We start from the raw sequence: 13,601 nt of genomic DNA on the forward strand, positions 1-13,601 counted from the left end.
GCCCAAACCCCCACCCCCAGCCCCGCCCCCCCCGCACCCCCCCCCCCCCCCGCCCCCCCCCCCCCCCCCCGCCACTACCCGCGGTTCCCACATGCGTGCACAAAAAAGGCCACGCATTGCGTGGCCTTTCGATTCACAGCCGGCGCGGGAATCACCCCGCGACCTTGCCCCACACCTGGAACCCGGTCAGCCACAACCCGAGCATGCTGCCCAGGTTGGTCAGCATGAAGGTCAGCACCACGCGGGTCACCCGGTTGCGGTACCAGCCCTTGACGCTCTGCGCATCGTCGCGCAGCTTCAGGAAATCCTCGTAGGCCGGTTTGCGCAGGCGCGCTTCCACCAGGGCCGAGAACGCACCGGTCGGGATGCTCAGCCGGAACGGCTTGAACGGCGCGACCACGATCGCGGTCAGGATGCTCAGCGGGTGGCTGCCGGCCAACAGGCAGCCCAGACCGGCCAGACCGCCGGTGTACATCGCCCAGACCGCCAGCAGCTCACTGCCGACACCCAGGCCACCGCGATAGAAGCCCACGCCGATACCGGTCAGCACGATGGCCAGGATCGCCAGCGTGATCCACGGGATGTTGCGCTTCTTCGGCACGTCTTCCAGCGACTCGCGCAGCGGACCCGGCGCGTCGGTGTCGGTTTCCAGGTACCTGGCCAGCCCGGCCAGATGACCGGCACCGACCACGGCCAGCACTTCGCGCTGGGCCGGATCGTGCACTTCGCGCAGGCGCGTGGCCATGTAGCGGTCGCGCTCGCCGATGATGGTTTCGTACAGGGCCGGGCTCTCGCTGGCGAACTCGCCGAAGCTGGCTTCGAGCATGTCGCCCTGCTTGAGCTTCTCGATCTCGTCTTCGCCGACTTCCTCGGACGCGAACAGGCCAGCGCCCAGGCCCATCACCAGCTTGATCTTGCCGAAGAAGCCCAGGCGCTGCGAGGCACGCCGGAACGTCAGGCCGACCTCGCGGTCGATCAGATGCACGGGCAGGTTGCGTTCGTTGGCCAGGGTGACCGCGCGCTTGAGCTCGGCACCCGGCTCGATCTCGAGCTGTTCGGCCAGGCGGCGCTGGTAGGCGGCCAAGGCCAGGTTGGCGGCGAACAGGGCGACGCGGCCCTTGCGGATTACCTCGACCAGGTCCAGCTTGGCCAGCGCATCCGGATCGGTCAGTGCCTGCAGGCGCTGGGCGTCCAGTTCGACCGCGACCGCATCGAAGCGGCCACTCTCGATCGCACGCTCTACCGCTTCCACACTGGCCTGCGAGACGTGCGCGGTGCCCAGCAGGGTGTAGCGCACGCCATCGCGTTCGACGATGCGGACGGGCTGGCCGGCGAACAACGTGTCGCCGGCGTCAATCAGGGTATCGGTCATTGCATCATTCATTCGAAGGGGCGCTGTCGGCACCATCGCCGAGCGCGCGCTGCATCTGGACGGTATCCAGCCAGCGGCCATGCTTGCGGCCGAGGCCGCGGAAAACGCCGACGGTATGGAAACCGAAACGCTCGTGCAGTTTGATGGAGGCGGTGTTGGTGGGCTCGCCGATGACGGCCACCATCTGCCGGTAACCGCGCGCGACGCAGGCATCGATCAGGCCCTGCATCAGCGCGGTGCCGACACCGCGGCCCTGGAACGCCGCGTCCACATAGACCGAGTTCTCCACGGTCCACTGATAGGCGATCCGGCCGCGGTAGGTATTGGCGTAGGCATAGCCGGCCACCTGGCCATCGACCTCGGCCACGATGTACGGAAAGCCGCGGCCAACGATGTCCTGCATGCGGCGGTGCATTTCCGCCGCCTCCGGGATCTCGTACTCGTAGGTGTTGACGAAGTCGGTCACTTCCACCGCATAGATCGCGGTGATGGCCGCGATATCGGCATCGGTGGCATCGCGCAGGTGCACGGTCACGGTGGGGTGTCCTGGTCGGTCAGTCGATGTAGCGCTTGAGCAGATCGCCGTATGCATCGATGCGGCGATCACGCAGGAACGGCCAGATGCGGCGGACGTGTTCGCTGCGCTGCAGGTCCACATCGCAGACCAGCACGGTCGGCTCGCCACCGGCTTCGGCGATGAATTCACCCTGCGGGCCCAGCACGTGGCTGTTGCCCCAGAACTGGATGCCCGAAGCACCCATCGGCGAGGCTTCATGGCCGACGCGGTTGCAGCTCAGCACCGGCACGCCGTTGGCCACGGCATGGCCGCGGTGGCTCAGCACCCACGCATCACGCTGGCGGCCCTGTTCGTCGCGCTGGTCGTCCGGGTCCCAGCCGATCGCGGTGGGATAGAGCAGCAGCTCGGCACCGGCCAGCGCCATCAGGCGCGCCGCTTCCGGATACCACTGGTCCCAGCACACGAGCACGCCGAGGCGACCCACCGAGGTATCGATCGGGGTGAAGCCCAGATCGCCCGGGGTGAAGTAGAACTTCTCGTAGAAGCCCGGATCATCCGGGATGTGCATCTTGCGGTACTTGCCGAGCAGGGTGCCGTCTTTCTCGAAGACCACCGCGGTGTTGTGGTACAGCCCGGCAGCGCGACGCTCGAACAGCGACCCGACGATCACCACGCCATGCTTCCTGGCCAGCGCGCCCAGGCGCTCCGTGCTCGGGCCCGGGATCGGCTCGGCCAGATCGAATTCATCCACCGATTCGTGCTGGCAGAAGTACGCGCCGTTGTGCAGTTCCTGCAGCAGGATCAGCTTGGCACCCTGCGCGGCCGCTTCAGCCACGCGCGCTTCGATGACGGCCAGATTGGCCTCGGCATCGCCGTGGTTGCGCTCCTGGATCAGGGCGACGGAAAGGGTGTGGCGTGAGCTCATCCGGAGACGGTCCTGCAAGGGGAAAAACGCAGTTTATCGCGGATGGGTGCACGCAGCGTGCTGGCTGCTAAATGGGCAACACCCGCACCGGTAGTGCCGGCCGCTGGCCGGCTCCGCAGGATGAACGGAACAGCGGCGGACAGGCCACAACCCTCGGTCGTGGGCTGTCGCTCTTCCGTCGGCTGCCGACCCACTGTCGAAGGCGGGTCGGAGCGGGTTTGCGGGGGTATGAGCGGCATGGATGCCGCGACGTAAGCCCCCAGGGATGGGTTTACGGCGTCCCCCGCAAACCCGCTCCGACACGCCAGGCCGAGGCGCTCACTGGTCGATCAGGCCAGCAATCCCGCGGGCAGCTGCATCGTGATGCAGTGCAGGCTGCCGTTCTGCCAGATCAGCGAACGGCACGGCACCGGCACGATCTCGCGGTCCGGATAGGCCTGGGCCAACACCGCACGCGCCGCTTCGTCGGCCGCATCGCCGTAGGCCGGCATCAGCACCGCGCCGTTGAGGATCAGGTAGTTCGCATACGAAGCCGCCAGGCGGCGGCCATCGTCGATCACCGGCTGCGCCCACGGCAGCGGGAACAGGCGGTACGGCTGGCCGTCGGTGGTACGCAGCGCCGCCAGCTCGGCACCCATCGCCTGCAGTTCGGCGTAGTGCGAATCGCCGGCGTCGTCGCAGGCCTGGTAGACGATGCTGTCGGTCGAGGCGAAGCGGGCCAGGGTATCGATGTGGGCGTCGGTATCGTCGCCTTCCAGATAGCCATGGTCCAGCCACAGCACGCGGTCCTGGGCCAGCCAGGTGGCCAGGTCGGCGCTGAGCGAGTCGCGGCTGCGGTCCGGATGACGCTCGTGCAGGCACTGCCAGGTGGTCAGCAGGGTGCCGGCGCCGTCGGTCTCGATGCCGCCGCCCTCCAGCGCGAACGGAATGCTCTGCAGCTCCGCGTTGTTGAACAGGCCCGCCGCGTGCAGGACGCCGACCAGCTGGTCATCCAGGCTGGCGTCGAACTTGCCGCCCCAGCCGGTGAAGCGGAAATCCAGCAGGCGGAATTCGCCATCGGCACGCGTGAGCGTGATCGGGCCGGAGTCGCGCAGCCAGGTATCGTCGTACTGGGCAGTCACGAACCGCACGCGGTCCGTGTCGATCCGGTTCGAACGCAGGCGCGCATCGGCGTACGCCTCCAGGTCGTCGTCGGCAACGATGATCACCACCGGCTGGAAGCGGGTGATGGCCGCGACGAGCGCGATGTAGGTGTCCTCGACGTCACCCAGGCGGTCGGCCCAGTCGGTGTCGGCGTGGGGCCAGGCGATCAGGATGGCGGACTGGGATTCCCATTCGGCCGGAAAGCGGAGCGTGTCGTTCATGATCTCAGTGCGATGGCCCGCCGGCTGGCGGGCAAAGGGAAAGGGGTCAGCGGATCGGCGGTTTCGGCCCGATCTCGTTGGCGTCGGCGCGGTTGGCGACCACGTCGATCACCTTCTGCTTTTCGAAGTACACGGTGAACTGCGGGTAGACCCAGCGGTTGATCGTGGGCCACTGGCGCTTCTGCCCGCCGCGGGGTTCCAGGCGTTCGCCCGGGTCGCCGAACTGGGCTTGGACCTGCTGCATGCTCTGGCCGCGGACGGGCAGGGCGACGGCGGGCTTTTCACGGCTGCGGTCGATCAGCAGCGTGTCGGCGTGGGCGCTGGAAACGGCCAGTACGGCCAGCAACGGCAAGGTGGTCAGGTAACGCTTCATCTCGATCTACTCCCCAGTGGTCAAGAATGCGGAAGGTCTCACGACTGCAGGTCTCACGCCCAACGGTCGTGAGCTACCTGGCGATTACACCAAAAATGGCAGCAAAAAGCCGCCCGGAGGCGGCTTTTTGTTCATCACCCGGTCCGGTGAGGGACCGATGGCGGCCGTGAGGCCAGCCGGCTCAGCGCTGGCGAGCCTTGAAGCGCGGGTTCGACTTGCAGATCACGAAGATCTTGCCGCGACGACGGACGACCTTGCAGTCGCGGTGACGGGTCTTGGCCGACTTCAGGGAAGACAGGACTTTCATTGCATACCTCGGCGTAAACGTTGGATTCGGTTGGAGCGCGGCCGCGATATGCAGATGACAATCGGCAGGTGACGCCCGTTCAAGCCCGCCATTCTACCGGCCTTTTTCCCATCCTTTCAAGTGGTTGGGCCAAAAAAGTCTCAGGGCGCCCCGGGCAGGGGCTAGAATGGGCGGTCACATCTACCGGGAAACCCATGAATCAGCTTCCATCCGTGCTCACCATCGACGGTCCTTCCGGGGCCGGCAAAGGCACTGTCAGCCGCATTGTCGCACGCCGCCTGGGCTGGCATTACCTGGATTCGGGCGCCCTGTACCGGGCGGTGGGCGTGGCCGCCAGCTGGGCTGATATCGATACCTCCGACGCTTCGGCGCTGGTGCGCTGCACCTTCGACACCCACGTGCGCTTCGTGGAATCGGCCGATGGCGGGCTGCGGGTGCTGGTCAACGAGACCGATGCCACCGACGAGCTGCGCCTGGAGACCACCGGCGCGCTGGCCTCGGCCATTGCCGCCATCCCGGAGGTCCGGGCGGCGCTGAAAGAGCGCCAGCGCGCATTCAGGATGGAGCCGGGGCTAGTCGCCGACGGACGGGACATGGGTACGGTCATCTTCCCGGACGCTCCATTCAAGGTGTTTTTGACCGCCAGCGCCGAGGAACGGGCCGAGCGGCGGCATAAGCAGTTGAAAGACAAGGGTGTTTCGGTTAACTTTGACGACCTCCTGCGCGAGATCATGGCCCGCGACGCCCGTGATGCACAGCGCACAGTGGCGCCCCTGAAGCCGGCAGACGATGCCGTCGTCATCGACACCAGTGGTATTGGCATCGACGCTGTCGTTGCCAAGGTATTGGATCTGCTTCCGGTTTCGGGTGCCTGATCCGTTGTAAAGGAGGGCCGTCAATCCATCGACGGTGTCGCACCATCGCAAGGCAACAAAAGCTCCGTCCCGCAATGATGCGTGGCGGTTTTCCTACTTAACACACGACCTGCCTTACCGGGGTCGACCAACAGGCGGGCAGTAAGCGGTTCCCTTCGGGGGCCAATGCCCATGTGTCCAACAGAGTAAATCTAATGACCGAATCATTTGCAGAGCTGTTCGAAGCCAGTCAGGCCAATCTGGCCAAGCTGAAGCCGGGCTCGATCGTCAGCGGTGTCGTTGTTGAAGTCCGCGGCGATGTCGTGGTGATCAACGCCGGCCTGAAGTCCGAAGGCATCGTGCCGATCGAACAGTTCCGTAACGACGCTGGCGAGATCGACGTTGCTGAAGGCGACGTCGTCAAGGTCGCCCTCGATTCCATCGAGAACGGCTTCGGTGAAACCGTTCTGTCGCGTGAGAAAGCCAAGCGCGCGATGGTGTGGGACGAGCTGGAAGAAGCGTTGGAAAAGAACGAAACCATCACCGGCCGCATCAGCGGCAAGGTCAAGGGTGGTTTCACCGTGGACATCAAGGATGTCCGCGCGTTCCTGCCCGGTTCGCTGGTGGATGTGCGCCCCGTGCGCGACCCGGCCTACCTGGAAGGCAAGGAGCTGGAATTCAAGCTCATCAAGCTGGACCGCAAGCGTAACAACGTCGTTGTGTCCCGTCGTGCAGTCGTCGAAAGCGAGCATTCGGAAGAGCGCGAGCAGCTGATGGACAAGCTGCAGGAAGGCGCGATCCTGAAGGGTGTCGTCAAGAACCTGACCGATTACGGCGCATTCGTGGACCTGGGCGGTATCGACGGCCTGCTGCACATCACCGACATGGCCTGGAAGCGCGTGCGCCATCCGTCCGAAGTCGTGAACGTCGGCGACGAGCTGGACGTGCGCGTGCTGAAGTTCGACCGCGAGCGCAACCGCGTTTCGCTGGGTCTGAAGCAGCTGGGTGAAGATCCGTGGGACAACATCGCCCGTCGTTACCCGGCCAACAGCCGCGTCTTCGGCAAGGTCTCCAACGTCACCGATTACGGCGCATTCGTCGAGATCGAGCCGGGCGTCGAAGGTCTGGTGCACGTCTCCGAAATGGATTGGACCAACAAGAACGTCAACCCGTCCAAGGTTGTGCAGGTCGGTGACGAAGTTGAAGTCATGGTCCTGGACGTCGACGAGGAGCGTCGCCGCATCTCGCTGGGCATGAAGCAGGTTGCCGCCAATCCGTGGGAAACCTTCGCTGCCATCCACAAGAAGGGCGACAAGGTGTCGGGCCAGATCAAGTCGATCACCGACTTCGGCATCTTCATCGGCCTGGACGGCGGTATCGATGGCCTGGTGCACCTGTCCGACATCAGCTGGAACACCACCGGCGAAGACGTGGTCCGCAACTACAAGAAGGGCGACAACCTGGACGCAGTGGTCCTGGCCGTCGATCCGGAGCGCGAGCGCATCAGCCTGGGCGTCAAGCAGCTGGAGCAGGATCCGTTCGGTCAGTACATGGCGGCCAACCCGAAGGGTTCCAAGGTCGAAGGCGTGGTCAAGGAAGTGGACGCCAAGGGCGCTACCATCGAACTGGCTGACGGCATCGAAGGCTACGTGGCCGCTCGCGACGTTGCGAACGAGCGCGTGGACGACGCGACCCAGTTCCTGAAGGTCGGCGACAAGGTGGAAGCCAAGTTCGTGGGCATGGATCGCAAGGGTCGTACCCTGCAGCTGTCGATCAAGGCCAAGGACGACGCTGAAATGCGCGAAGTGCTGGAGGAATACCAGTCCTCTTCGGCTTCCAGCGGCACCACCCAGCTCGGCGCGCTGCTGCGTGCACAGCTGAACGGCAACAAGTCCGAGTAATCGGTCTGACGCTGTCGTAGTTTCCTGGGCGGCCCGGACATCAGTCCGGGCCGTTTCAGGGTCTGAGTTCCTCCCCAAGAGCCCGTAATGACCAAATCCGAGCTGATCGAAATCCTGGCGCGCCGACAGGCGCATTTGAAGTCGGACGATGTCGATCTGGCCGTGAAGTCGTTGCTGGAAATGATGGGTGGGGCGCTGGCCGGCGGGGATCGCATCGAGATCCGCGGGTTCGGCAGTTTTTCGTTGCACTACCGGCCCGCACGGCTGGGGCGCAATCCCAAGACCGGGGAATCGGTCGCGTTGCCGGGCAAGCATGTCCCGCACTTCAAGCCGGGCAAGGAACTGCGCGAGCGCGTCAGCGCCGTGGTGCCGCTGGAAAGCGATCCTGCGTAGAGCCGACCGTTGGTCCGCTGCTTTTTTCGTTCCGGGCCTCTTTGTCCCGCTGCTCTATATTCCGCTACTCTTGAATCTCCCGGAACTGGAGCTGCTGCATGAACATCGTACGTCTGCTGATCCTGCTGGCGGTTCTGGTCGTGGGTCTCATCATCGGCGCCCTCAACTCGCAGCCGATCATCATCAGCCTGGGCTTTACCCAGATCAATTCCACCACCGGCGTGGCGATCATCATCGCCCTGTTGTCCGGTGCAATCATCGGCGGCGGCCTCGTGCTCGCCAGTGTGGTGATCCCGTTGTACGCCAAACTGCGCCGTGCGCAGAAGGCCGCGCCTGCCGTGGTCGTGGCACCCCCTTCTTCTTCTACATTCGACGGACGCTGAGCGCCGATGGAATTTGTCTCCGAGTGGTTCTGGTTCTTCCTGTTCCTGCCCCTGGCCGCGTTGTCGGGCTGGGTGATCGGGCGTCGCGGCGGTCAACGCCATGGCGACAACCAGGTCAGCCATCTGTCCAGCACGTACTTCCGCGGCCTGAACTATCTGCTCAACGAGCAGCCGGACAAGGCGATCGAGCTGTTCCTGCACATCGCCGAGCTGGACAAGGAAACCTTCGAGACCCAGGTCGCGCTGGGCCATCTGTTCCGCCGCCGCGGTGAGGTTGATCGTGCGATCCGCCTGCACCAGGGCCTGGTCAACCGCGCGGACCTGAGTGATCAGCAGCGTGTCCAGGCACTGCTGGCGCTGGGCGAGGACTACATGAAGTCCGGCCTGCTTGATCGTGCCGAAACCGTGTTCACCGAGCTCGCCCAGATCGACCAGCGCGCACCGCAGGCGCTCAAGCACCTGATCGGCATCTACCAGGCCGAGCGCGACTGGGAAAAGGCGATCGACAACGCCAGCCGCTTCGAAGAGGTCACCGGCGAGCCGATGGGCAAGCTGATCGGACAGTTCGAATGCGAGCTGGCCGAGCGTTACCGTGGCGCTGGCAAGATCGAAGAGGCCCGCGCGGCCATCGCGCGCGCCTACCAGGCCGATGCGATGTCGGTGCGGGCCGGCATCATCGAAGGGCGCCTGGAGAACGATGCGGGCAATGCCGAAGCCGCCGTGCGTGCCTTCGAGCGGGCCGCCCGCAACGATCCGGAGTACCTGCCGGAAGTGCTGCAGGCGCTGATGCAGAACTACCGCAAGGTCGGCGACCTCGGTGGCGCGCGCGCGTTCCTCTCGGAGATGACCGAGCACTATCGCGGCATCGCCCCGGTGCTGGCCCTGACCCAGCTGATGGAAGAGCAGGAGGGTGTCGCTCCGGCGCGCGCCTACCTCGGCCGCCAGCTCAAGGATCGTCCGTCGGTGCGTGGCGAGTCGGCCCTGATCGACCTGACCCTGGCCGAGGGCGCGGATTCCACCGCGACCCTGCACGACCTCAAGCACATCACCGACCAGTTGCTGGTCCGCAATCCGGCGTACCGTTGCACCCGCTGTGGCTTTGGGGCGCGCACGCATCACTGGCAGTGCCCGAGCTGCAAGGAATGGGGCACCGTCAAGCCGCTGCTCAACTACGCGGTGCTCTGAACCATGATGGTCGCCTGGATGGCGGGGCTGCTGGCGGTGCTGGCGGTATCGGCGGGCCTCACCTGGGGCGCACGCGCCTATGCGCTGCGCCGCAATCTACTGGATGAGCCCGGCGAGCGCCGCAGCCACGGGGTGGCGACGCCACGCGGCGGCGGCATCGCGATCGTGCTGACCCTGCTGCTGGCCTGCGTGGTCGCCGCGGTGATCTGGCCCACGGCCGGACTCACCCTGGCGATATTCGCGCTGGGGCTGGTGCTGGTCGCGGGCATCGGTTGGTGGGACGACCATCGGCCGCTGCCGGCGGTGCGTCGCCTGTTGGTCCATGTCATCGCGGCCGCGCTGCTGGCTGGGTTGGTCTGGCACGCCAGTGGCAATCCCTGGCAGGCGCTGCTGGCGCTGTTGTTTGCCACTTCGTTGATCAACATCTGGAACTTCATGGATGGGATCAACGGGATAGCCACCACGCAGGCGATCCTGGCCGGTCTCGCGTTCGCCCTCGTCCTGCCGCCACCATACGGGCTGGCCGGCGTGGTGTTGGGGCTGGCCTGCCTGGGCTTCCTGCCGTTCAACTACCCGAAGGCGCGCATCTTCATGGGTGACGTGGGCAGCGGGGCGCTGGGCTATGCGATCGCGGCGCTGGTCTGTCTGGTCAGTGTGCGCACCGATATCCACTGGCTGCTGTTGCTGGTGCCGCTTTCGGCCTTTCTTGTGGACGCAGGCTTCACATTGCTTTCGCGCATCCTGTCCGGACAGCGCTGGATGGAACCCCACACGCAGCATCTCTATCAGCGCGCGGTGAAAGGTGGTGCAAGCCACACTTTCGTCACCGGGATGTATCTTGTTTTTGGAATATTCAGTGCGGCAGTGTTTAATGCATGCACGAATTTGCAGCCGAGGTGGGAGGCTGCCGTGGCCATCGCGTGGTTGATCTTCGCGTCCGGCCTTTGGCTGCTCCTGCGCAAGGGAATGCGCAACTAGAAGGATTACGTTGTTTATGACGCCTTGGCAGGACCGACTTACCGGCTTGATGCCCCGCGCGGCCATCGTCGCCCACGACCTGTTCATGGTCTGGGCGTGCTGGCAGTTGCTGCACGCCGGACGCTACTCGATGCTGGTCGACGCGCCGGCGTTGCCGCTGTGGAACATCGACACCTCGCTGGTGCTGGTCATCCAGGCCGTGGTGTTCTGGCGGGTGGGCCTGTACCGCGGCCTGTGGCGCTTTGCCAGCGTCGCCGATCTGCTCAATATTTTCAAAGCCAGCTTCATCGGCCTGCTCGCCATCGTGGTGGCCTTGGCGTACAAGCGCTTTGAAGGCGTGCCGATGTCGGTGCTGGTCATCTACCCCTTCGCGCTGTCGGCGCTGCTGGGCGCGCCGCGCCTGCTGTACCGCGCATGGAAGGACTATCAGGCGCTGCAGTCCGACGTCACCGCGCGCCGTGTGCTGATCCTGGGTGCCGGCCAGGCGGCCGAGGCCCTCGTCCGCGACCTGCGCCGCTCGGGTGATTTCGAGCCGGTCGGCCTGCTCGACGACGCCCCTCACCTGCAGGGCGCCAAGCTGCAGGGCCTGCCGATCCTGGGCACCCTGGAAGATGCCCCGGCCGTGGTCCGCGAGACCGCCGCCAAGCTGCTGGTGATCGCCATTCCCTCGCTGGATGCCGTGGGCATGCAGCGGGTGGTGGCCATCTGCGAAAGCACCGGCGTGCCGTTCCGGATGGTGCCCAAGCTCAACGACATCCTGCTGGGTCATTCCTTGCCGGGTGAGCTCAAGGAAGTGGCGATCGAGGACCTGCTCGGCCGCAAGCCGATCCTGCCGGACTGGGCGCTGATCCGTGGCTGGCTGGGCGGGCGCACCGTGCTGGTCACCGGCGCGGGCGGTTCGATCGGTTCGGAGCTGTGCCGCCAGTGTGCACGCCACGGGGCAGGGCGCATCGTCCTGGTGGAGATGAGCGAGCTGCTCCTGCTCACCATCGAGGCCGAGCTGCAGCGCAGCTTCCCGGATCTGGTGGTGGAAGCTGTGCTGGGTGACTGCGGCGACCCCGCGGTGATCCGCCATGCGCTGTCGCTGTCACGGGTGGACTCGGTCTTCCATGCCGCCGCCTACAAGCAGGTGCCGGTGCTGGAGCGCCAGCTGCGCGAGGCGGTGCGCAACAACATCCTCTCCACCGAAACGGTGGCGCGTGCCTGCGTCGAAGCGCGCATCGAGCATTTCGTCTTCATCTCCACCGACAAGGCGGTCGATCCGGTCAACGCCCTGGGCGCCAGCAAGCGCTACGCGGAGATGATCTGCCAGAGCCTGGACCAGAAGACCAGCCATACCCGTTTCGTGACCGTGCGCTTCGGCAACGTGCTGGCCTCGGCCGGCAGCGTGGTGCCGGTGTTCCGCGAGCAGATTCTCAAGGGTGGCCCGGTCACCGTGACCGACCCGGAAGTCACCCGCTACTTCATGACCATTCCCGAGGCCTGTCAGCTGATCCTGCAGGCGGCCGCGTCGGCCTCGCATGGGGCGATCTATACGCTGGACATGGGCGAGCCGGTGCCGATCCGCGTGCTGGCCGAGCAGATGATCCGCCTGGCCGGCAAGCAGCCGTACAAGGACATCGCCATCGTCTATACGGGCCTGCGCCCGGGCGAGAAACTGCACGAAACGCTGTTCTATTCCGACGAAGATTATCGTCCGACCGCGCACCCGAAGATTCTCGAGGCCGGCGTACGCACGTTCGCGCGCGAACAGGTATTGGCCAATGTGCCGAAACTGCGCGAGGCGATTGCCAGCTACGATACTGATGCGATCAACAGCATTCTGTTTGCGACCATGCCGGAATTTTCTCCGCTGCAACAGGACGATCACGTCAGCTCTGCTAAAGTGCTCGCCTTTCCGGCGCGTGAGGCCACTAGGTTCTGATGAGCAAGCGTATTCGCAAGGCGGTATTTCCTGTCGCAGGGTTGGGAACGCGATTCCTTCCGGCTACCAAAACCGTTCCGAAGGAAATGCTGCCGATCATTGATCGGCCGTTGATCCAATATGCCGTGGATGAGGCGATCGAGGCGGGCTGTGACACGCTGATCTTCATCACCAACCGCTACAAGCATGCGGTCGCGGATTATTTCGACAAGGCCTACGAGCTGGAGCAGAAACTCGAGCGCGCCGGCAAGCAGGAGCAGCTCGAACTGGTTCGCCATGTGCTGCCCAATGGCGTGCGCGCCGTGTTCGTGACCCAGGCTGAAGCGCTGGGCCTGGGCCATGCGGTGCTGTGCGCCAAGGCGATTGTCGGTGACGAGCCGTTCGCCGTGCTGCTGCCGGACGATCTGATCTGGAACCGCGGCAACGGTGCGCTCAAGCAGATGGCCGACGCCAACGAAGCCACCGGCGCCAGCATCATCGCGGTCGAAGACGTACCGCATGACAAGACCGGCAGCTACGGCATCGTGGCCACCGAAGCCTTCGACGGCCGCCAGGGCAGGATCAGTGCCATCGTCGAAAAGCCCAAGCCCGAAGATGCCCCGAGCGACCTGGCCGTGGTCGGCCGTTACGTGCTCAGCCCGAAGATCTTCGAGCTGCTCGAAGCAACCGGGACCGGTGCAGGTGGCGAAATCCAGCTGACCGACGCGATCGCCGAGCTGCTCAAGAGCGAACGTGTCGACGCGTTCCGCTTTGAAGGCCGTCGCTTCGACTGCGGCACCCATCTGGGCCTGGTCGAAGCCACGATCCGCTTTGCGCTCGACAACGAGAAGCTGGCCGGTCCGGCGCGCGAGGTGCTCCAGAAGATGCTGGCTGAAGGCTGAGGACGAGCTGCCGCCGCGCGATGCAGCGGCGGTAGTGCCGGCCGCTGGCCGGCTCTTCAAGCAGCTGTGGTAGTGCCGGCCGCTGGCCGGCTCCTCAAGCAGCGGTGGTAGTGCCGGCCGCTGGCCGGCTCCTCAAGCAGCTGTGGTAGTGCCGGCCGCTGGCCGGCTCCCGGCAGAACAGAAAAGGGCAGCCGCGAGGCTGCCCTTTTCATTTCCGACCGTGCACCGACCAACGGTCGGTGCC

The 13,601-nt window shown here is 65.2% G+C and carries 14 protein-coding genes; 8 read left to right on the top strand and 6 right to left on the bottom strand.

Annotated elements, in window-relative coordinates; translation table 11 throughout:
* Positions 1-151: 151 nt before the first annotated feature.
* The 6 genes from ABE422_RS00130 to ykgO all read right to left on the bottom strand — a co-directional run bounded on the left by ABE422_RS00130 (position 152) and on the right by ykgO (position 4,858).
* Positions 152-1,372, bottom strand: a complete 1,221-nt coding sequence (locus ABE422_RS00130; protein WP_123729051.1) for a TraB/GumN family protein — start codon at positions 1,370-1,372, stop codon at positions 152-154.
* A 4-nt stretch (positions 1,373-1,376) separates the two neighbouring features.
* A complete protein-coding gene (locus tag ABE422_RS00135) occupies positions 1,377-1,907 on the bottom strand; it encodes an N-acetyltransferase family protein (RefSeq protein WP_313218056.1) in 531 nt (176 codons plus the stop codon).
* A gap of 19 nt (positions 1,908-1,926) precedes the next feature.
* The gene (locus tag ABE422_RS00140; RefSeq protein ID WP_152151648.1) at positions 1,927-2,814 is read right to left on the bottom strand and encodes a carbon-nitrogen hydrolase; all 888 of its coding nucleotides are present in this window, start codon (positions 2,812-2,814) and stop codon (positions 1,927-1,929) included.
* Between the two features lie 329 nt (positions 2,815-3,143).
* Positions 3,144-4,178, bottom strand: a complete 1,035-nt coding sequence (locus ABE422_RS00145; RefSeq protein WP_346482197.1) for an agmatine deiminase family protein — start codon at positions 4,176-4,178, stop codon at positions 3,144-3,146.
* A 46-nt stretch (positions 4,179-4,224) separates the two neighbouring features.
* Positions 4,225-4,551 (bottom strand): hypothetical protein, encoded by a 327-nt coding sequence (locus ABE422_RS00150; RefSeq protein ID WP_123729053.1) that lies wholly within the window; start codon positions 4,549-4,551, stop codon positions 4,225-4,227.
* A 181-nt stretch (positions 4,552-4,732) separates the two neighbouring features.
* The gene (gene ykgO, locus ABE422_RS00155; protein ID WP_057628212.1) at positions 4,733-4,858 is read right to left on the bottom strand and encodes a type B 50S ribosomal protein L36; all 126 of its coding nucleotides are present in this window, start codon (positions 4,856-4,858) and stop codon (positions 4,733-4,735) included.
* Positions 4,859-5,052: 194 nt separating this feature from the next.
* Between ykgO and cmk the strand changes: the two genes are divergently transcribed.
* The 8 genes from cmk to galU all read left to right on the top strand — a co-directional run bounded on the left by cmk (position 5,053) and on the right by galU (position 13,357).
* Complete coding sequence (gene cmk / locus ABE422_RS00160; RefSeq protein WP_046273768.1) at positions 5,053-5,733, top strand: (d)CMP kinase; 681 nt, start codon at positions 5,053-5,055, stop codon at positions 5,731-5,733.
* A 194-nt stretch (positions 5,734-5,927) separates the two neighbouring features.
* On the top strand, positions 5,928-7,613 hold the full coding sequence (gene rpsA / locus ABE422_RS00165; RefSeq protein ID WP_121042136.1) for a 30S ribosomal protein S1: 1,686 nt from the start codon (positions 5,928-5,930) through the stop codon (positions 7,611-7,613).
* An 87-nt stretch (positions 7,614-7,700) separates the two neighbouring features.
* Positions 7,701-8,006: an integration host factor subunit beta gene (locus ABE422_RS00170; protein ID WP_019183098.1), complete on the top strand. Its 306-nt coding sequence runs from the start codon at positions 7,701-7,703 to the stop codon at positions 8,004-8,006.
* 98 nt (positions 8,007-8,104) lie between these two features.
* Positions 8,105-8,389 carry a LapA family protein gene (locus ABE422_RS00175; protein ID WP_313212332.1) on the top strand — a complete coding sequence of 95 codons (285 nt, stop codon included), beginning with the start codon at positions 8,105-8,107 and terminating at the stop codon, positions 8,387-8,389.
* 6 nt (positions 8,390-8,395) lie between these two features.
* Positions 8,396-9,574, top strand: coding sequence for a lipopolysaccharide assembly protein LapB (lapB, locus tag ABE422_RS00180; protein ID WP_121042140.1), 1,179 nt, complete (start codon positions 8,396-8,398; stop codon positions 9,572-9,574).
* Positions 9,575-9,577: 3 nt separating this feature from the next.
* Positions 9,578-10,552 (top strand): glycosyltransferase family 4 protein, encoded by a 975-nt coding sequence (locus tag ABE422_RS00185; protein WP_346465215.1) that lies wholly within the window; start codon positions 9,578-9,580, stop codon positions 10,550-10,552.
* Positions 10,553-10,568: 16 nt separating this feature from the next.
* Positions 10,569-12,476 (top strand): nucleoside-diphosphate sugar epimerase/dehydratase, encoded by a 1,908-nt coding sequence (locus ABE422_RS00190; protein ID WP_313212328.1) that lies wholly within the window; start codon positions 10,569-10,571, stop codon positions 12,474-12,476.
* Entirely contained in the window at positions 12,476-13,357 is an 882-nt protein-coding gene (gene galU / locus ABE422_RS00195; RefSeq protein WP_313212327.1) for a UTP--glucose-1-phosphate uridylyltransferase GalU, read from the top strand. The genes ABE422_RS00190 and galU overlap by 1 nt, the downstream gene beginning before the upstream one ends.
* Positions 13,358-13,601: the final 244 nt, after the last annotated feature.

Origin of the sequence: Stenotrophomonas sp. TWI1151, assembly GCF_039673135.1 — a bacterium.
Taxonomy (GTDB): domain Bacteria; phylum Pseudomonadota; class Gammaproteobacteria; order Xanthomonadales; family Xanthomonadaceae; genus Stenotrophomonas.

Excerpts from the sequence above, each read along its gene's own strand:
- ABE422_RS00175 (WP_313212332.1), top strand. The coding sequence starts at position 8,105 with ATGAACATCGTACGTCTGCTGATCCTGCTGGCGGTTCTGGTCGTGGGT.
- ABE422_RS00170 (WP_019183098.1), top strand. The coding sequence starts at position 7,701 with ATGACCAAATCCGAGCTGATCGAAATCCTGGCGCGCCGACAGGCGCAT.
- ykgO (WP_057628212.1), bottom strand. The coding sequence starts at position 4,858 with ATGAAAGTCCTGTCTTCCCTGAAGTCGGCCAAGACCCGTCACCGCGAC.
- ABE422_RS00140 (WP_152151648.1), bottom strand. The coding sequence starts at position 2,814 with ATGAGCTCACGCCACACCCTTTCCGTCGCCCTGATCCAGGAGCGCAAC.
- ABE422_RS00190 (WP_313212328.1), top strand. The coding sequence starts at position 10,569 with ATGACGCCTTGGCAGGACCGACTTACCGGCTTGATGCCCCGCGCGGCC.
- ABE422_RS00150 (WP_123729053.1), bottom strand. The coding sequence starts at position 4,551 with ATGAAGCGTTACCTGACCACCTTGCCGTTGCTGGCCGTACTGGCCGTT.
- ABE422_RS00185 (WP_346465215.1), top strand. The coding sequence starts at position 9,578 with ATGATGGTCGCCTGGATGGCGGGGCTGCTGGCGGTGCTGGCGGTATCG.
- rpsA (WP_121042136.1), top strand. The coding sequence starts at position 5,928 with ATGACCGAATCATTTGCAGAGCTGTTCGAAGCCAGTCAGGCCAATCTG.
- ABE422_RS00145 (WP_346482197.1), bottom strand. The coding sequence starts at position 4,178 with ATGAACGACACGCTCCGCTTTCCGGCCGAATGGGAATCCCAGTCCGCC.
- cmk (WP_046273768.1), top strand. The coding sequence starts at position 5,053 with ATGAATCAGCTTCCATCCGTGCTCACCATCGACGGTCCTTCCGGGGCC.
- ABE422_RS00130 (WP_123729051.1), bottom strand. The coding sequence starts at position 1,372 with ATGACCGATACCCTGATTGACGCCGGCGACACGTTGTTCGCCGGCCAG.
- galU (WP_313212327.1), top strand. The coding sequence starts at position 12,476 with ATGAGCAAGCGTATTCGCAAGGCGGTATTTCCTGTCGCAGGGTTGGGA.
- lapB (WP_121042140.1), top strand. The coding sequence starts at position 8,396 with ATGGAATTTGTCTCCGAGTGGTTCTGGTTCTTCCTGTTCCTGCCCCTG.